Origin of the sequence: Kribbella speibonae, assembly GCF_004331375.1 — a bacterium.
GTDB classification, from domain to species: domain Bacteria; phylum Actinomycetota; class Actinomycetes; order Propionibacteriales; family Kribbellaceae; genus Kribbella; species Kribbella sindirgiensis.
The window spans coordinates 63,244-82,044 of the sequence record NZ_SJKC01000010.1 but is presented as its reverse complement, the minus strand read 5'-3'; the positions used below and the strand labels follow the sequence as shown (position 1 = coordinate 82,044).

General features: G+C 67.4%; 13 protein-coding genes. 4 read left to right on the top strand and 9 right to left on the bottom strand.

Annotated features, from left to right (window positions below):
• Window positions 1-19: 19 nt before the first annotated feature.
• From E0H92_RS42900 to E0H92_RS42870, 7 genes are read right to left on the bottom strand one after another with little or no spacing between them, the layout of a single operon-like run.
• Window positions 20-1,429 carry an alpha/beta hydrolase domain-containing protein gene (locus E0H92_RS42900; RefSeq protein WP_131500351.1) on the bottom strand — a complete coding sequence of 470 codons (1,410 nt, stop codon included), beginning with the start codon at window positions 1,427-1,429 and terminating at the stop codon, window positions 20-22.
• A 22-nt stretch (window positions 1,430-1,451) separates the two neighbouring features.
• Entirely contained in the window at window positions 1,452-2,153 is a 702-nt protein-coding gene (locus E0H92_RS42895) for an ABC transporter ATP-binding protein (protein ID WP_131500350.1), read from the bottom strand.
• The gene (locus tag E0H92_RS42890; RefSeq protein ID WP_131500349.1) at window positions 2,134-3,924 is read right to left on the bottom strand and encodes a branched-chain amino acid ABC transporter ATP-binding protein/permease; all 1,791 of its coding nucleotides are present in this window, start codon (window positions 3,922-3,924) and stop codon (window positions 2,134-2,136) included. The genes E0H92_RS42895 and E0H92_RS42890 overlap by 20 nt, the downstream gene beginning before the upstream one ends.
• A complete protein-coding gene (locus tag E0H92_RS42885) occupies window positions 3,921-4,790 on the bottom strand; it encodes a branched-chain amino acid ABC transporter permease (protein ID WP_131500348.1) in 870 nt (289 codons plus the stop codon). The genes E0H92_RS42890 and E0H92_RS42885 overlap by 4 nt, the downstream gene beginning before the upstream one ends.
• Before the next feature lies 1 nt (window position 4,791).
• The gene (locus E0H92_RS42880) at window positions 4,792-5,925 is read right to left on the bottom strand and encodes an ABC transporter substrate-binding protein (RefSeq protein WP_131500347.1); all 1,134 of its coding nucleotides are present in this window, start codon (window positions 5,923-5,925) and stop codon (window positions 4,792-4,794) included.
• A gap of 18 nt (window positions 5,926-5,943) precedes the next feature.
• Window positions 5,944-7,626, bottom strand: a complete 1,683-nt coding sequence (locus E0H92_RS42875) for a thiamine pyrophosphate-binding protein (RefSeq protein ID WP_131500346.1) — start codon at window positions 7,624-7,626, stop codon at window positions 5,944-5,946.
• Window positions 7,623-9,095 carry an aldehyde dehydrogenase family protein gene (locus E0H92_RS42870; protein ID WP_131500345.1) on the bottom strand — a complete coding sequence of 491 codons (1,473 nt, stop codon included), beginning with the start codon at window positions 9,093-9,095 and terminating at the stop codon, window positions 7,623-7,625. Before E0H92_RS42870 ends, E0H92_RS42875 begins: the two co-directional genes overlap by 4 nt.
• Window positions 9,096-9,227: 132 nt before the next feature.
• On the opposite strand from E0H92_RS42870, the gene E0H92_RS42865 reads away from it, so the two are divergent.
• Window positions 9,228-9,950: an IclR family transcriptional regulator gene (locus E0H92_RS42865; protein ID WP_202874123.1), complete on the top strand. Its 723-nt coding sequence runs from the start codon at window positions 9,228-9,230 to the stop codon at window positions 9,948-9,950.
• Here the strand turns inward: E0H92_RS42865 and E0H92_RS42860 are convergent.
• Window positions 9,943-11,982 carry an outer membrane protein assembly factor BamB family protein gene (locus E0H92_RS42860; RefSeq protein WP_131500343.1) on the bottom strand — a complete coding sequence of 680 codons (2,040 nt, stop codon included), beginning with the start codon at window positions 11,980-11,982 and terminating at the stop codon, window positions 9,943-9,945. The two genes, E0H92_RS42865 and E0H92_RS42860, sit on opposite strands and share 8 nt — an antisense overlap.
• A 144-nt stretch (window positions 11,983-12,126) precedes the next feature.
• Between E0H92_RS42860 and E0H92_RS42855 the strand changes: the two genes are divergently transcribed.
• The 3 genes from E0H92_RS42855 (at window position 12,127) to E0H92_RS42845 (ending at window position 17,143) form a co-directional block, all read left to right on the top strand.
• The gene (locus E0H92_RS42855; protein ID WP_131500342.1) at window positions 12,127-13,032 is read left to right on the top strand and encodes a ThuA domain-containing protein; all 906 of its coding nucleotides are present in this window, start codon (window positions 12,127-12,129) and stop codon (window positions 13,030-13,032) included.
• 70 nt (window positions 13,033-13,102) lie between these two features.
• Complete coding sequence (locus tag E0H92_RS44860) at window positions 13,103-15,805, top strand: TIM barrel protein (RefSeq protein ID WP_131500341.1); 2,703 nt, start codon at window positions 13,103-13,105, stop codon at window positions 15,803-15,805.
• A gap of 183 nt (window positions 15,806-15,988) precedes the next feature.
• Window positions 15,989-17,143, top strand: a complete 1,155-nt coding sequence (locus E0H92_RS42845; protein WP_131500340.1) for a GTP-binding protein — start codon at window positions 15,989-15,991, stop codon at window positions 17,141-17,143.
• Here the strand turns inward: E0H92_RS42845 and E0H92_RS42840 are convergent, their stop codons facing one another.
• Window positions 17,144-18,733 (bottom strand): AraC family transcriptional regulator, encoded by a 1,590-nt coding sequence (locus E0H92_RS42840; RefSeq protein ID WP_131500339.1) that lies wholly within the window; start codon window positions 18,731-18,733, stop codon window positions 17,144-17,146. It abuts the gene before it with no gap.
• Window positions 18,734-18,801 lie beyond the last annotated feature (68 nt).

Sequence of the window (18,801 nt, the reverse complement as noted above, 5' to 3'; positions counted from 1 at the left end):
TCGGCACGTCGACCCATGGTTACCTGCCGATCTGGGTGCGCTGGGCTGCCCGAATCGTGGACAGGGCGTCCCGCACGGTGATGAACCCGTCGCGCAGGTTCTGCTCGGTGACTGCGCGTACGGCGGTCAGATAAGTCCGATGTGAGGGATAGAGCCTGTCGAGGGTAGTGCGGTCGAAGGGGACCCAGCTTCCGCTCTGCCGGCAGCTGCTGTCGTTGGCGGGCGCGAGGCCGACGTTCCAGCCGGTGTTGCGTTCGATCGGCACGTCGACCGCGGCCAGCCGGATGCCGCCCCGGGCAAGCTGGTACGGATCACGGCTAACGGTCAGTGGGGTGGTGGTGAAGTCGGTGATCGTCAGCTGTGGTCCCGACGGTGGCGGGATGCCTTGGCGTGTCCACCGTACGATGTGATCGAACATCGCGTTGAGAACATAGTGGTACGGCGCGTTGCTGCGCGCCGGCGCGACGCAAGGTGCCGTTGGGCCTGCCAACGGACCGGTGACTCCGGCGTCGCGGAGGCGTACCGCGCTGTTGGCGAGGAACGCCTGCCGGTCCGAGTGCGACGCCCCCGCGATCTCCCAGAACCGGAAGGTAGTGGTATCGGGCTGGCGGCGGTTGCCCTGGCCGTTGATCACGTCGTACTCGGAGGCGGTCTTGAAGATCTTGGTCGTCAGGTCGGGACGGATGGTCACCCCGCCGTCGACGATCGCGATCGCGTCGTACACCGGTGCGATCGGGTGGACCGAGTTCGCGTAGATCGCCAGCCGGCTCGCGGACTGGGATTGCCCGGTCGCGATCAGGGTTTGCGGCCGCCAGCGAGCGACGGCGCCGGACTTGAGCGCGATCGCGGCCTGGCTGAAGACGTCGTAGCTGAGTGAGTCGTCGGTGACCGTGCCACCGTCGGTGAGGTCGAGGGTGCCGTAGCGATTCGGGCTCCAGGCGCGCAGCCCGGTGGGGGAGTTGACGCCGTTGCGCTGGGCACTGACTCCGACCCAGGTGTACCCGGAGCTCACCAGGTGCTCCCAGGATCGGTTCCACATCACCTCGACGTCGAAGTTGTTGGTGACGTTGTACCACTCGACCACGGCTGTGCCGTTGGACTTCTTCGGGTTGGCAGGACGTCGTACCACCAGGCGGGTCCGGTAGGCGTGGCCGGAGCTGATGGCCTCTCCGGTCGCCTGGTCCGGAGTGGTGTAGCGAGTGGCTTCGCCGGCGAGAAAGTACTCCTCCTCGATGTATCCGTACCGGCGCAGGTCGCGGTCGGTGGACATGAACGGGTAGCCACGGCTGGGGTCGCCGGGTGGCGATGTGACCGTGATCGGGCCGGTGACAGTCGGGGCCGGGTTCGCGGCGGGCGAGAGGTCGGTGGGACTGGCCGTGGTGAGGCCTGAGGCCAGCAAGGCCATGGCGGTGAGGGCTCGCAGGATCATGATTCTCCTTGAGCTGAAGGATTCAGAGGCCCAGGTAGATACGCCTCACTTGCGGGTCGTGCCGGAGGTCGGCGGACGTGCCGGTGGCGGCGATCTCGCCGTTCTCCATCACCAGGCAGGTGGTGGTGACGTCGAAGGTGAGCTTGGCGTTCTGCTCGACGAGGACGATGCCGAGTCCGTCGGCATTGAGTCGGGTGAGGACGGCCGCGATCTCGGCGACCAGGATCGGGGACAGGCCCATCGACGGTTCGTCCAGCAACATGACCTTGGGTCGGCACATGAGTGCCCGGCCGACGGCGAGCATCTGCTGCTGACCGCCGGACAGCGTTCCGGCGAGCCGGTGGCGCATGTCCGCCAGGACGGGAAAGAGGTCGTACACCTCGGCAATGGGGGTGTCTTTCCAGCTTCTGCAGTAGGCGCCGAGCAGGAGGTTCTTCTCGACCGGCAGTCCGGAGAAGACGTGGCGGCCTTCGGGTACGTAGCCGATACCGTGCCGGACAAGGGCGTGTGCCGGGACGCGGAGCAGGTCGACGTCACCGAAGCGGACGGTGCGCGCCCGGCGGGGCGCGAGACCCATGATCGCCTTCAGGGTCGAAGTCTTGCCGGCGCCGTTCGCTCCGATGATGCCGAGCGACTGGCCAGGCTGGACGGTGAAGGTCACCTCGTGTGCGGCGCGGATCCCGCCGTAGTGGACCGACAGGCCTTCAACGGTCAGCGTGCTCATGCTCAGCCTCCGTCTCTGTCGGTGCGGCCATGGAATCGCCGAGGTAGGCCTCGACGACGCTCGGGTCGACGGCCACGTCCTCCGGCGCGCCGTCGGCGATCACTCGGCCTCCGGAGAGCACCGTGACGTGATCGCACATCGACATGACCAGGCCCATGTTGTGCTCGATCACCACGACGGTGACGCCGGAGTCCCGGATCGAGCGGACGATCTCCGCGAGCCGGCGTACCTCTTCGCCGTTGAGTCCGGCGGCCGGTTCGTCGAGCAGGAGGAGCGCGGGACCTGTCGCCATCGCCCGAGCGATCTCGATCCGTCGCTGGATGCCGTACGGCAGCGCTCGCGGGATGGCGTCGGCGAAGTCGCCGAGGCCGAATCTCTCGAGAACGCCGTCGGCGGTGGTCCGCAGCCCGCGGTCGTAGCGGAACACGGTCCACGGCATCAGCAGATAGCGCCAGGTCCATGAGGTGCGGGTCCGGTCGAGCGCCACCAGAATGTTGTCGCGGACCGTCAGATCCTCGAACAGGCGAAGGTTCTGAAAGGTCCGAGCAACACCCTTGAGCGACAGCCGGTACAGCGCCGTCCCGGTGACCGAGGTCCCTGCCAGCCGAACTCGCCCGCTGGTCGGTGTGTAGAAGCCGCTGATGACATTGAACAGCGTGGTCTTTCCCGAGCCGTTGGGCCCGACGATGCCACGGATCTGCCCGGCAGGCACCGTGAGCGACACGTCCTGCAACGCGACGAGTCCCTTGAACCGTTTGGTGACCTGCTCGATCTCCAGCGCAACCAGTTCGTCCGGCGTGGCCGACTCCTGGTACGGGACGAAGGGTGCCAGTTGCGGGCGGCGGCCGGCCGTGCGCCGGAACACCTGACCGGGCAAACCGGCGAGACCCTTGGGGAAGAAGACGACGACCAGTACGACGATCACGCCGTAACCGAGTTGCGCGAACACCGAGACGTCGAGCAGCGCCTCGCGGACAAAGGCCAGGCCGAGGGCGCCGATGACGCAGCCGATGACGCTGCTCCGGCCGCCGATGATGACCATGGCGAGCAGCAGGAACATGTTGCCGATGTTGAACGTTTCCGGTGCGACGAACTGGATCAGCCCGGCGTACAGCACGCCGGCAACACCGCCGTACAGCCCCGAGAGCAGGAACGCGGTCATCCGCAGCAGTGGGATCTCGGCGCCGAGCGCACCGGCGGCCAGGTCGTCGTCGCGCATCGCGCGAAGTCGGCGGCCCAGCGGTGAGTGGGTCACGAACAGCGCGAAGGCGAGCGCCAGGACGAAGACGGCCAGTTCGAGGTAGTAGAAGAGGTAGCCGCTGGACAGGTCGATGCCGAACAAGGGCGGGACCGGGATGTCGCTGATGCCTTCGGCCCGGCCGGCGATCTCGGCATTGGTGACCCAGTTGATGAAGCCCAGCGCCAATCCGAGCGTGACGATGCCCAGGTAGTGCGATTGCATGCGCAGGGCCGGGATACCGACGAGCAGGCCGGCGATGATCGCGGCGACGACGGCCAGTGCCGCGGCGGACCAGAATCCGAAACCGGCCTGGGTGGTGAGAATGGCCACGGTGTAGGCGCCGACGCCGAAGAACGCGATCTGGGCCAGGTTGATCTGGCCGGCCACGCCCATCGTGAGGCCCAGGCCGATGGCCAGGATCGCGAAGATGATCGCCACGTCGACGACGTGCATCGTGTAGCCGCCGAGGCCGTAGGGGAGGAGCCAGGCAGCGACGGCGGCTGGGAGGAGGAACAGTAGGCGTCTTCTCACGCGCGGTTCACCGTGGCCTCGCCGAAGATGCCGGTCGGCCGGATCATCACGGCGAGCGCGAAGACCACGAAGGTGACCAGCTCGGAGTACGCCTGGAAGTTGCCCGCGGCGAAAGCATCCAGGAGGCCGAAGGCCATGCCACCGACGATCGCGCCGGGCATGCTGCCGAAACCGCCGAGCATCGCCGCGGCGAATCCCTTGATGCCGAGGGTGCCGCCCATGGTCGGGTTGACGTAGAGCATCGGGCCGATCAGGCTGCCGGCCACCGCGGCCAGGCCGGCGCCGATTCCGAACGACAGGGCGTTGCTCCGGCCGACGTGGATTCCACACGCGGTGGCGGCCTCGTGGTCCATCGCCACCGCTTGCATGGCCGCGCCGAGCTTGGTCCGCCGTAGGAACAACGCCAGCATGGTCGTGGCCACCGCGGCGACCCCGATGACCAGCAGGCTGTACGTCGGAATGCGCACGCCGCCGAGGTTGATGGGCTCGGTGGCGACCGGGTTCGGTACGGCGTGCCCGGTCGCACCCCAGATCAGGATCGCCAGCGCCTCCAGGACCGCGCCGAAGCCGATCGTGCCGATCAGCATCAGCGTGAAGTCCTTGTTCTCCAACGGTCGCAGGAACCGCTCGATGATCAATCCGATCAGGCCGGTGACCACGATCGCGACCACGATCGCCACGGCGAACGGCACCTTGCTCGCCATGTAGAACGTCGAGGCGGCGTAGGCGCCGATCATCACCACGCTGCCGTGGGCGAAGTTGACCAGGCCCATGGTGCGGTACACGATCGAGAAGCCCATCGCGACCAGCGCGTACACGGCCCCGAAGGTGATGCCGCCGATCAGCGTCTGCAGAAAGACCTGCACGTCAGCTCGCGGCCGCTGGGACGGCCTTGCCTTCCTTGACCATGCCGATCTTCGTCTCGTGGATGCCGACGCCGTACTCGTCGTAGTTGTACTGACCGAGCAACCCGTCGCGCTTGACGCCGCGAATCGCGTCGGCCAACTTCTGTCCGCCCTCACCGTTGGTCTGCTTGAGGGCTTCGATCAGGATCGAGGCGCCGTCGTACGCCTTGGCCACGTGCAGCCGGGCGTCTTCGCCGTACGCGGCCTTGTACTTCGCGGCGAAGTCCTTGATCGCCGGACTGGCCTCGTTGCTCAGGTACGGCGAGCTGACGACCGAGCCCTCAGCGTTGGCGATCCCGGCCGTGGTCGCGTAGACGTCGGTGCCCATCGGCGCGCCGCCGGCGAAGACCGCCTTCAGACCGAGTTCCCGGGCCTGCTTGGCGATCAGTCCGGACTGCACTTCCTCGGCGCCGATGAACAGCACCTCGGGATTCTGCTGGCGGATCTTGGCCAGGTTGGAGTTGAAGTCCTTCTGCTCCGGAGTGACCACCTCGTCGGCGACCGGACTGACGTTGCGCTGCTTCAGCGACTTGAGGAACGCGTCGTGCTCGCCGCTTCCGTAGGCGCCGTTGTTGCTGATCAGCGCGATCTTCTTCGACCCCTTCTCGTCGACGAGATACTTGGCGAGAGTCTCGTCGAAGGTGACACTGGTCGGGGCGTTGAGGAACAGGAACGGGCTCTTCAGGTCGGCGAGTTTGGGCGACTGTCCCGAGGTGATGTTGGGGATCTTGGCGGTTTTGAGAATCGGAGCCATCGCCAGCGTGACCGCGCTCTCGGCGGTGCCGAGCATGGCGACGTACCCGTCGGAGGAGATCTTGCGGGCCAGGTTGGTGCCCACTGTCGGGTCGCCCTGGTCGTCGAACAGGTCGAGCTGGATCTGGCGGCCGTTGACGCCGCCGGCCTTGTTGGCTTCGTCGACGGCGAGTTTGACGCCCTTGTTCTCCCACTTTCCGAGTGAGCTGAGCTGGCCGCTCTGGGCGTTGATGTTGGCGACCTTGATGGGACCGGAGGCCTTCTCGGCCGAACCCGAGTCCTCTCCGGGCGGAGAGCAGGCGACCAAGGCGGTCAGGGCGATGGCAACGATCGTGAGTCTCACGGTTCACCTCTGCGGGTTTCAGGCGAGGAAGACGCCTTGGTAGATGTCCTTGATGTTCCAGTGGCCCGGAGTGGGGACGGGTTCGTTCACCATCGGTACGTCGACCACGGCCGGCCGCCGGTTGGCGACGGCTTGGCGCACTGCGGTGGCGAGGTCGTCCGGCGTCGTGACGGCGTACCCATCGGCTCCGCAGGCGGTGCCCAGGGCAGCGAAGTCCGGGCCGGCGGCGAAGTCACAGCCGTAGCTGCGACCGAAGAACGACGACTGCAGGTCGGAGATGGTGCCGTGTGACTGGTTGTTCATCACGACGAAGATCACCGGCGCGTCCTGCTCGACCGCCATTGGTACGGCCGGCAGTTGCGCGCTCATGCCGCCGTCGCCGATCAGCGCGACGACGGTTCGATGCGGGTGAGCGAGCTGGACCCCGACGGCGGCGGCCGGCCCGAAGCCCATCGTGGAGGCTCCGCCAGGGGTGATGAAGCGGCCGTCGTCGGGCAGTTCGTAGCACTGGGCGACGCCGTTCTTGTTCCATCCGACGTCTGTGACGAGTACCGCCTCCGGTGGGAGCGCGGCGCGCAAGTCGGTCAGGATGCGTTGCGGGCGTAGTGGATAGTCGTCGCTGGTGTCGTGCACGAACGAGGCCATCCGGGTCTCGCGGATCGTCTCGCGCAGCCCGGGTCGCTCCGCCGACGGGTAGGACTTGACGGCCTTGCCGATCGCGCGAATCGCCAGTCCCGCGTCGGCGACCGCTCCGATCGTGACGGGGTAGCTGCGGCCGAGTTCCGCAGGATCGATGTCGATCTGGATCAACGTGCTGTCGCCGAAATCCCAGGTGTAGCGAGGATCCCAAGAGCTCGCGTCCGTCTCGGCGAACCGGGTCGCCACGGCCAGCACGACATCGGCCGTCCGCGCGTAGTCGTTGGTCAGCTCGAGGCCCCAGAACCCGGTCATCCCGAGCACCAAGGGGTGACTGTCCGGCACGGTGCCCTTGGCCATCAGCGAATGTGCGATCGGTATGTCGAGATGCTCGGCCAGCCCGATCAACTCGTCGCGCGACTCGCGCAGTCCACCACCCACGTAGATCAACGGCCGCTCGGCCCCCGCCAGCTGAGCGGCGATCCGCTCGGCGGTCGTCGCCGGCAGGTCGGGGCGGTCGGCGTGGCTCGGTTTCGGGTAGGCCGCAGCCGGACGGCTGAACACGTCCATCGGGACATTGACGAGCACCGCTCCCGGACGCCCGGTCGTCGCCGTCCAGAAGGCTCGTTCGACCGCCCTGCCGAGTTCCTCGGAGTGCTGGACGTCCCAGACCCGTTTGGTGAACGGCCGGAAGATCGCCGACTGGTCGCGGTCGTTGTGCAGGTTGATCTCCTGATGGGGATGGCGGCCCCGGTAGTACGACGGGATGTCGCCGGAGATCACCACCAGCGGGACCGAGTCGAGTGCCGCTGTCATGACTCCGGTGACCGCGTTGGTCAGCCCGGGCCCGACATGCACCAGGACAACGCCCGGCTTGCCCGAGACGCGGGCATATCCGTCAGCCGCATGGGCGGCAGCCTGCTCGTGCCGGGCGATGACGAATCGGATCCGGCTGCGTCCGAGCGCATCGAGGACAGCGATGTTGGTGTGGCCACAGGTCCCGAAGACGACGTCGACGCCGTGGTCCTCGAGTTGCGCGACGAGCGCCTCGGCGACTGTCGTCATTGATCCCCCCAGATCGATGTCCCTCGCAGTAGCAGGGTCTTGGTCACGGTGAAGTCCTCGATCATCCAGCGCGGTGACTCCCGGCCGATGCCGGAATCCTTGACCCCGCCGAACGGCACATGGTCGAGGCGGAAGTTCGACGAGCCGTTGACGATCAGCCCGCCGACCTCGAGTTCGCGCCAGGCGGTGAGGATGCGGCGTACGTCGTACGTGAAGAGGCCGGCCTGCAGGCCGAAGCGGCTCTCGTTGCAGGTTTCGATGACGGCGTCGAACGTGTCGTAGGGGAGTACGGCGACGCAGGCGCCGAACACCTCCTCCTGGACGAGTGTCGCGCCGGGCGACGGTGCGGCGACCACCGTCGGCGCGCAGACGGCTCCGTTCCTACTGCCGCCGATCGTGATGGCGCCTCCCGACTCGGCGCTCCAGCGCACGACCCGTTCGGCAGCGTCGTCGTCGACCATCGAGCCGACGTCGGTGCCCTCGTCCAGGGGATCGCCCACAGCCAACGCCTTGACCTGTGCTGTGAAGACGTCGACGAACTCGTCGAAGCGATCGCGCTGGACATAGACACGTTGGACGGAGATACAACTCTGGCCAGAGTTGCTGAAACCGGTGCGGGCGCAGATGGTCGCGGCCTCTTCGACATCAGCGTCTTCGCACACGATCGTCGCGGCGTTGCCGCCCAGTTCGAGCAACACCCGCTTCGGCCCGGCCGCATGTGCGACCGCCGCCCCGGCTGCGGCGCTGCCTGTGAAGCTCACAACGGCGATCTCCGGTGCGGCGCACAACGCCGCACCGGTCTCGCTGCCGCCGTGCAGGATCTGTACAGCCTCGGCGGGCAGGCCGGCTTCGAGCAGGAGCTTGATCAGCTCTGTCGACACTGCGGGCGCCTGAGGTGGCGGTTTGACGAGGGTGGTGTTGCCGGCCGCAAAGCTTGCGGCGACCTTGTGGGCGAGCAGGTTGGCCGGTGCATTGAACGGCGTGATGGCCAGAACCGGGCCGGCCGGCGCGCGGTGGGTGAAGGCGGTGTTGCCGACCCCGCGGGCCCAGCCCGCGACCGGCAGATTCTCTCCGCCGATGGCGCGGGCTTCCGCGGCGGCGACGGCGAACGTGTCGGCCACGCGGAGCATCTCGCTGCGGCCGTCCTTGACCGGCTTGCCCAGTTCGACAGCCAGGAGCTGGGCGAACTCGTCGCGACGTTCGTGGACCTGGGCTCCTGCACGCTCCAGGATGTCGGCCCTCGTTGCCGGTGCGAGCCGGGCAACCGTCTTGGCGGACGCCCGGGAGTAGGCGAGGGCCGCGGTGATGTCGGCGGGCTGCGCGATCCGGGCTCGACTGACGGTGCGGCGCAGGTAGGGCCCCGTCCGGTCCGCCGCGGGGCCGACGGCCAGCCATTCGCCGGCGACCAGGCACCCAGCTTCGTAGATTCGGTCCATCGCACTCCGTCCGGTGGCGGTCCGGGGATCCATGAACTAACCGTATGGTTCATTAACGGCTCTGGCAAGGGTCCGTTGAGTGGGTCATTCGAACCGAGGAGTGGACCTCCGGTGGTAGCGTGAGGTGTGCCTTCGAACAACAGTGCCGAGACCGGTGTGCGGAGCGTGCAGAGGGCTTTCGACATCCTGTCCCTGCTGGCGGACGACCGCCGTACGCTGACCGTTCGCGAAGTGGTCGCGGAGACGGGTCTGGCCAAGACGACTGCGCTGCGGTTGCTGCAAACGCTGGAGCAGATGGGCCTGCTGTGGGCCACGTCGAACGGATACAGCGCGGGTCCGGCACTGTGGCGCTGGGCCCACCTGGCCAAGTCGGCCTGGGAACTGCCCCCGGAGACAACTCAGCTGATGCGCGAACTCGCCAACCGCCAGCGGGAGACGGTCAACCTCTATGTTGCCAAGGGCATCCATCGGATCTGCATCGCCCAGCAGGAGAGCCCGCAGTCGTTGCGGCACGTGGTCCGGGTCGGCGACGACCTCCCGCTGTGGGGCGGTGCGTCGTCGAAGATCCTGTTGCGGGACGCGCCGGCGTCGCTGCTCACGCGGGTTGCCGCGAGTTCGCCGTACGGGAAAGGGCACGCCGACCAGCTCCGCGAGTGGATCGAGCAGGCTCAGCGGGACGGGTATGCGATCAGCCACGGAGAGCGGGAGCCGGGCACCTCGGCCGTCGCGATGGCTGTACCCAGTGCCTCTGGGACGGTCATCGCGGCGCTCACGCTGAGCGGGCCGAGTGTCCGGTTCACCGACGACAAGATCGATGGCTTCGTGGCAGATCTGCGCGAGGCGGTCAAGCGGATGCTGGACCGCGGGTTCGATCACCCACTCAGATGACCTCGACCTTCCCCGCTGGACGGCCGTCGTTGAAGAAGTACTCGCCCGGTGTGGTGAAGGTGTACTTGAAGGACTCGCCGGGCTCGAGCGCGATGTCGAAGAGTCCTTCGAAGAACTGAGTGGCCCGGTGGACCTTGGTGTTGTCCGCGGGGTTGACGAAGGTGACCGTCGTACCGGTGGGCACGCGGAGGTGTGTTGGTGTCACGGCGTTCACCGCGTCGGACTCGGTGGCCTGGCCTGCGATCCGGCCGAGCACGATCGTGTTGTTCACGGTGCTGCCGTCGACCGGACTGCCGCTGACCGGTCTGCGGATGACCGGCGCCGGTGGAGTGGCCGCCGGCGGTTGCGTGCCGCCCAGTTTGAACGCCCAGAGGTGGTCGCCCCGTGGCGCCGAATCGCCGTACGGGATGCCGGTCCCGCCGGCGTACACGGCGACGTACTGTTCGCCGTCGACCTCGAAGGTGATCGGGCTGCTGCTCACCGCCGCGCCGGTCTGCCAGCGCCAGACCTCACGGCCGTCTCGCGCGTCCAGGCACAACAGGTTGCCGTCCGGCTGACCGATGAACAGCAGGCCGGACGCGGTGGTGAGGATCCCGTTGCCGTGGGCAAGTGAATACGGCATGCGCTTCTTCCAGCGGACCCGGTTGGTGCGCGGGTCGACGGCGACGATGCCACCGGTCAGGTACTCGCCTGGTGGGCGCAGGCCGTTCGATGCCTCGGTCAACGAGTGCGCAGCGGCGACGTACCCGAAGCCGGTGTAGACGAGACCCGTGTGGTGACTGTACGACTGGTGATTCCAATCCGCGCCGCCTCCGTGTCCGGGGATGGTGAGGATCGGCTCGTCCCAGTGTGGTGTGTACAGTCGGCCGACCTGGAAGTTCGGTACGGCGCGGTTCGGGTCGCCGGGGACGGCGGTGCCCAGGGGCTGCTCGACAGGCCGCTGTTCGGTCCAGCCGCCCTGGCGAGGAAACGGCTGCGTCGGCCAGGTCTGCTGCCGCGGCTCCTGCGGTACCGGTCGCTCGTCGATGCCGAGTGGGGCGGAGCCGTCGCTGCGGTCGAGGATGTAGTACATCCCGGTCTTGCTGCCGTACACCACCAGCTTGTGTTTCGGCGTGTCCACGAGGACCGGAGCCATCACGTTGTCCATGTCCCAGATATCGTGGTGGATCGACTGGAAGTGCCAGCGGTACTCACCGGTCGTCAGATCCAGCGCGACGATCGAGTTGGCGAACAGGTTTTGCCCACCGCGCTGCGACCCGTCCTGCGAGGACTGGCTGCCCCGGGCGTTGCCGAAGGTCCAGTAGACGAGCCCCAGGTCGGGGTCGATCGCGCAATGCATCCAGGGGGTAGCTCCGCCGGTCAACGCGGATTCGCCCTCCCAGGTCTCGCCGCCGAGTTCGCCCGGTGCCGCCGTGCCCCAGAAGTGCCAGAGCAGGTCGCCGTTCTCGGCGTCGAAGCAGAGCGCGGCGCCGCGTGGGCCGTCGTTCGTACCGCAGTGAAGTCGACCGTCGTGGTAGACGACCGCGACCTTCTCGAGGTTGCCGAAGTCGTTGTGCTGTCGTTCCCACAGCACCTGACCCGTGTGCTGGTCCAGCGCGATCAGCCAGTTGTCGTTCGCGCAGGTGAAGACCTTCCCGGCGCCGACAGCCACGCCGCGTCGGGTGAGTGGCCCGCGGGTCTGCAGGTACTTCCACTTGGTCGCGCCGGTGCGGGCGTCGACCGCGATGACGTTTCCGAGGGCGGACTCGACGTACAGCACGCCGTCGACGGCGATCGCGGTGCTCTGGCTGTTGCCCGCCATCGCGCCGCCCTCGATGTTGTTGACCCAGGCACCTTTCAGGCGCCGGACGTTGCCGCGGTGGATCCGTTGCAGGGTGCTGTAGTTCTGGTTGCCGAGGTTCCCGCCGACCTTCGGGAAGTTCCGGCCTGGGAGGTCGGGTCGGGCCTGGTGCCCGGAGGCCTGCGCGCTCGCGGTCTGCGCGAGGATCGGGGCGGCCACGGCGGTGATGAGCAGGTCTCTGCGACGAAGCATGAGCGATCCCTCCGGTGGTCCGCTAGATGGACCTGTGGAACCGATGAATGGACGCACCCTAGGTCTTGTCCGGAATGAGGTCAACGGCTACGGTCAAACCGCTGGCCGGTCCGATCAATCCGCTCTGTGGACCAAGGAGTCGTCATGCGCGTTGCTCTCGCCACCCTTCTCGTCGGTCTGGTCCTCTCGCCTCCCACCGGTGCGGAGAACCTCGGCGATCCCGACTACGGGGTCTGTCGTGGGACCGATTCGCGCTGCTACCACGACTGGGGCAACTTCGATCCGGCCGACGGCTACCGCCTGCTGGTCTACTCGCGGACAGCAGGGCCGCGGCATGCCCATCTCGGTACGCCGCTCGGACCGGGGTTGAATCCGCCGCTGAACGAAAACAATGTCGCGGTCAAGGAGATCGTCAGGCTGGGCAAGGAGAACGGATTCGCCGTGGACTACACCGAGGACGTCACCCAACTGTCCTCGGCCGGACGACTCCTGTCGTACAACGCGGTGATGTTCCTCAGTACGACACGCGACGCGCTCGACGATCCCGCGCAGACCGCGCTCCGCCAGTACATCCGGGCCGGCGGCGCCTTCGTCGGCGTGCACAACGCCTTCGGCACCGAGTACAACTGGCCGTGGTACGAGGGCTTGCTGGGCAACGCGAACTTCTATGACCACAGCGCGCATCAACCTGGTGTGGTCGAGACCGAGAACACTCGTGACGTCTCCACTCAGAGGCTGCCGAAGCGGTGGAACTTCAGTGACGAGTGGTACAACCTCGTGCCGTATCCGACCCGGGTACGCGTGCTGCTCGAGGTCGACGAGACCACGCTCGCGCGCGGGGTACGTGGGAACCTCGGACATCCCGGCCACGGCCGAAAGCATCCGGTCAGCTGGTGCCAGTACTACGACGGCGGCAAGTCGTGGGTGACAACGCTCGGCCATGACGTCAGGGCCTGGACGAATGAGCCGCTGGAAGGCGAGGAGTTCTTCACGCGGCACCTGCTCGGCGGGATCCGGTCCGCGCTCGGGATGGCGCCGTTCTGTCGCTGACCCATTGGCAGGCGGCGGTCGCGGGCGTATAACTAATGAACTAGTTCGTTAATTAGCGAGGTGTGGCCACGTGCTCAGCGCCGACCGTCAGCCCCTGTCCGAACCATCACCCGCTGCCGCGCCGGGTGGCGATCACCGCCTGGTGATCGCCACCGGCTGCCTGTCGGGCACCCTCGAGGACAAGCTCGCGGCCGCCCAGGCGGCCGGTTTCTCCGGTGTCGAGATCTGCGAGGACGACCTGATCATGTCGCCGTGGTCGCCGTCGCGGGTTCGCGACGAGTGTGCGGCCCGCGGTTTGTCGATCGAGCTCTACCAACCGTTCCGCGACTTCGAAGCGGTTCCGGCGGACCTGTTCGCGGCGAACCTTCGCCGGGCGGACCGAAAGTTCGATCTGATGGAGCAGCTTGGCGTCACGACGCTCCTGGTGCCTTCGGCCGAGTCCTCGGTCGCCGTGGACGACGACTCGCTGGCGGCTGAGCAACTTGCCGAGCTGGCAGCCAGGGCAGAGCGGCGTGGCCTGCGGATCGCCTACGAGGCACAAGCCTGGGCACGTCGGGTGAAGACCACAGCCCATGCCTGGCGGATCGTCCAGGAGGCTGGGCATCCGGCGCTCGGTCTGTGCCTGGACAGCTTCCATCAGTTCGCGGCCGGTGGTGATCTCGGCGGCCTGTCCGACGTACCAGGGGACAAGATCTTCCATGTGCAGTTGGCCGACGCGCAGCGGCTGAGCCCGGACGCGGGACGGCATCATCGATTGTTCCCCGGCCAGGGTGTACTGGACCTGGATGGATTTCTCGGTCAGGTTCTGGCCTCGGGCTATGGCGGCCCGCTGTCGCTCGAGGTGTCGAACGACGTCTACCGGCAAGGCGATCCACGGTATGCGGCGATCGACGCGATGAGGTCGATGCTCGCGCTGGAAGAGCTTCGCGACGCGATCAGGCCTGCCGGGCTACCGCCGGCGCCGCGGCTGGGCGGGCATATGTTCACCGAGTTGGCCGTCGACGAGGCGTCCGCCCTGGAGGTGACGCGGACTCTCGCGTCAGCGGGGTTCGTCCACACCGGGCAGCACCGGTCGAAGCCCGTGCAGCTCTGGCAGCAGGGCAGTGCGCGGGTCCTGCTGAACCTGATGCCCGAACGCGCAGTGCATCCGGCGACGGCGTCCATCTGCGCGCTGGCCGTGGACAGCGCCGACCCGCAGGCGTCGGCCCGGCGAGCCGAGCGGCTGCTGGCACCCGTGCTGCCCCGGTCCCGCCGCCCAGACGAGGCTGACCTGTGCTCGGTCGCCGCTCCGGACGGAACGGCTGTCTTCTTCTGCCGAACCGACTGGCTTGACGACTTCGTGCCGACGGGAGCTGTGCACGCCGGCGGCGAACTGGTGACCGGGACCGATCATGTCTCGCTGACCGAATCGGTCGACGACTTCGATCATGCGGTGCTGTTCTACCGGTCGGTGCTGGGGATGCGGTCGGACGAGATCTCTGAGCTGCCTGCGCCGTACGGAGTGATCTATCGACGGACGGCGAGTGATCCGGACCGCCGGGTTCGGATCAACCTGAACACCGTCCCACTTCGCCGCGGTGACTGGGGACCGACCGTGCCGAATCCGCAACACATCGCCTTCGCCACCGACGATGCGGTGGCAGCGGCGAGGGCGATGCGGGATCGCGGCGCACCTGTGCTGACGATCCCGGAGAATTACTACGACGACCTCGATGCGCGTCTGCCGTTGTCACCGGAACTGCTGGCCGCGATGCGGGAGAACTCGATCATGTACGACCGTGACGAACACGGCGAGTACCTGCACTTCTCCACCGCGATCGTCGGCGGCCGGCTGTTCTTCGAGTTCGTCCAACGCATCGGGGCGTATGCGGGCTACGGGGCCGCGAACACGGCCGCGGTCTGTATGGCCGCTCACCGCCGCACCCGACGAATGGCGCCCGAGTCCCGGCGTGACTACTCGCTGGCGCACCTCACCGCCCTGAGTCTCTCGCCACCAGAGCTGGTCGAGGCAGCAGCCGAGGCGGGCTATCGGTACGTCGGCTTGCGCATGACACGTGTGACCACGCAGGAGCCGCACTACCCACTGGCGACAGATCCCGCGTTGATGCGCCGGACAAGAAGCCGGCTCGCCGCGACCGGCGTCGAGGTCCTCGATATCGAGCTGGCGAGGATCGATCCGGCTGGCAATCCTCGCGACTACCTGCGCTTCCTCGAGGCCGGTGCCGAGCTGGGGGCGCGCCATGTGATCGGGCAGCTGCCTGATCCCGACTTCGCACGCAAGACCGACCGCTTCGCCGAACTGTGCGACCTGGCCAGACCGCTGGGCCTCACCATCGACCTCGAGTTCCCGTCCTGGACCGAGACTCCCGACCTCGCGGAAGCCGCTCGCGTCCTCCGCGCGGCCGGGCGGCCGAATGCCGGCCTCCTCATCGACCTGCTCCACTTCGCCCGATCCGGCTCCAGCCTCGCCGAACTGCGCGACCTGCCACCCGAGTGGTTCCACTTCGCCCACGTCTGCGACGCCCCTGCCGAGATTCCCGCCACCCAAGCAGGGCTCATCCACACCGCCCGCTTCGAACGACTCTTCCCCGGCGAAGGCGGGATCGACCTCCGGTCCATCCTCTCTGCCCTCCCACCCGGAATCCCTTACGCCCTGGAGATCCCGCACGCCGAACGCGTCGCGCAGTTCGGCGCCAAGGAACACGCCCGCCTGGCCCTCGCCACAACCCGTCGCCTTCTCGATCCCACCCAGCCTCAAGTCCACGCCGCTTAGAGGCGCCCGGGGTCGCGCAGCCCACTCGAAGGAGTCGCTGGATGAAACGTCGAACCGTCATCACCTCGGGCGCTGTGGCCGGAGCCACCGCAGCAATTCATATTAGGTAAGGCTACCCTAATCTTCATTTGCCGGGTAGGTTGTGCCTGTCCCGCTGGCTCGACGAGGGGTTGATGGCTCGGCATGATCGTTCGCGTCAGTTCGCTGTCGGGCCTGGCGGCAGATCAGCTCCGCAAGGCTGGGGATCACTTCCGGGGGTTGAGCCCTGACCTGCTCACGATCGACTACCGGGTCGATGATCGGGGCTGTTTGGTCAGGACCGCCGCCGTCGGCCGGGTCGTGTGGGACAGCCAGACGATCGCCGGCGAATCGGCGTGCCGGTCCTGCGCCGTCCAGCGAGATTTGGTGTGGTACCTCGGTCGCGAGGTCGCGTCTGCTGCTGACCTGCTGGTCGTCTTGCCACCTGGGGTGTCCGGTACGGCGACGTTGGACACCACCGAAACTGTCAAGGGTGCCGGTGACGGCCTGGTCGGCTACCGGATCGGCTCGATCATGACGGTGATCGAACCGGCCACGCTCGCGGAGACACTCCGGTCGACCGAAACCCTGTCGGAGAAGGGATTCTGCGTCGGTTACGGGGACGAGACGTGCGGACGGCTCCTGATCGAGGACCTGCAGCTCAGCGACTCCTACATCCTGGCCCGCGGCGAGGCGGACGCGGACGAGTCCCAGATCGAGCTCGGCATCGAGCTCGCGCTCCACATCGCTCCACAGAGCCGGGCGACCATGCTGCCACCTGCCACGTGCTCGGGGTCGTCTCGGCCGCTCCCGGAACCTTCGCTCGTGTACGGATTCGACGTGGGCGAGGTCGCGTGGCGTACGTCGCCGGGAGCCATCGTCATGCCGACAGACCCGGGGCGGCGAGTCCGGTCGCATCTCGTGTCGATCAGGCGGCCGCTCCATCCGCTCCGGCTGCACAAGGCTCTGACGACCGCAGTAGCAGGCAGTTCCTGGGCCAGGGGGCGGATCTGGATGGCCTCGGCACCGGATCGCAAGATCGCCTTCACCGGCCTCGGGCGGTGCGTCGACTACACCGATGCCGGTCCGTGGCTCGCCGATCGGCCGGGCGCGCCCGGATCCACCGCGGACGCCGAAGGCATCGTGAACTGGCATCCGGAGTACGGCGATCGAGGTACGTGGCTGGCATTCACCGGGGACGCTCTCGAGCCGGATCTCATCGATGAGTGCTTGAGCGGCTGTGAACTCACCGACGAGGAAATCGGGCGCGATCCCCGCTACCGTCAACTGTTCGCAGGCCCACTGCGCCCCGCGCGCTGATCACGACGTGCCGCCGCGGTTCTGGTGGCTGCGCGGCGAGACGCCGAAGAAACGGGTGAAGGCGGCGCTGAAGGTCGGAAGGTGTGCGTAGCCCACACGAGGGGCGACGGCGCTCGGCTTGGCGCCGCCGTCCAGCAGGTCGCGGGCGACGCACATACGGGCGGCGTAGCGCCAGCGGGAGAACGTCATGCCGGTCTCGTCGAGGAAGGCTCGATGGAGGTCGGCGGGGAGGTCGAACGCAGCTGCCTGACTGGAGGCGCTGATGCGACGCAAGTAGTCCATTGCGACCGTATGCGCACGCGGATGGGTGGGCATCGGAACCGACGAGGCCCGCTGTGCGGTCACTTGTTCGGTGAACAGGCCGAGGATGTGGCCGGGATCGTAGTCGTCCGGGCGGAGGATGGAGCGGGCGCTGACCGCGCAGAACATCAGATAGTCGTCCCAGGCGGGGGAGAACCGCACCTGCAACGGCTCGGTCAGCTGGAGGTCACCGGTGCCGGCGTTTCCGAGCGGCAGCGAGACGGAGTTCTCGCGGAGACCGGTGATGTGCTGCGAGCCTGCGGGGATCCAGGTCGCGACGCCTCGTTCCCGTTCGTAGCGGTGGTCGCCGATGTCCAGATACCCGCTGCCTCGGTACATCCAACTGAGCACATGCACGTCGTTGGCGTGCTCGGGTGTAGTAGCCCCGGTCAGCAGGTCAGGTGCGGCGGTGCTGTTTCCCGACACCAGCTGCATCAGGCAGTCGGTCTGATGTGCCAAGGTGGCGCGTTGTGCCGGGTCAACGAGGACGGAAGCGGCGGAGAGCTTCCGGCTCAGCTCGTGGGGGGTGAGCCCGAACTGCTGCTTGAACGCGCGAGTGAACCCGTTGCGGCTGGCGAAGCCCACTCGTGCGCCTACCTGGTCCAGGTCATACCCCGACGCCAGAAACTCGATGGCCGCGCTCAGCCGGCAGCGTGATCGCCACTGCTCGAAGGTGAGTCCGGTGTCGGCGAGGAATTCGCGGCGCAGGGTCCGCGGGCTGGAGAGCACTCGGGTCGCCCACTGCTGGACAGTGAGATCGATCGCCGGGTCGCGGACGAGTTCCTCGGCGACCATCTTGGCTCCGCGCGCTCTGGGCATCTCCGGCAGCTCGAGCAGCGCCGAGAAATCAGTTCTCTCGCTTCGCGCAGCTGCTGATGGGCGCGAGCTGGAACGGCGCAGCAGGTCGGTGATCGTGGCCTGGGAATGTCCGCGACCGCCCAGCGGAGTGACCTGCAGGTTGAAGAGCTGGATCAACCAGTCCTGCCAGCTCTCGGGAACCTCGAACCGTGTCGGTTCCGTCAAGGCCCCGGCACCGGCGCTGGGCAACAGTGGGAAGGCGACGGTGCCCGGCTCGGTGACCACCGCACGGTGGTTCCAGCCGTCTGCGGGAATCCAGACGCCCGCGCCGGCAGTGAGGTGGATCGGCTCGGCGTCGTCGATGTGGACGTGTGCTGTGCCGGTGCGGACCCAGATCAGCAGCGGACGGCGGGTACGACCTGTCGACTCCGCACGTGCTCCCGGTATCGGCGGCGGGCTGTCGGTGTTCACAGCCGGCAATGACGCGTCCATACGTCCTAACTATTCTGGCAGTTGACGCACACCATTTGAGGTAAGGGTTACCTAATATTACCCGAGGG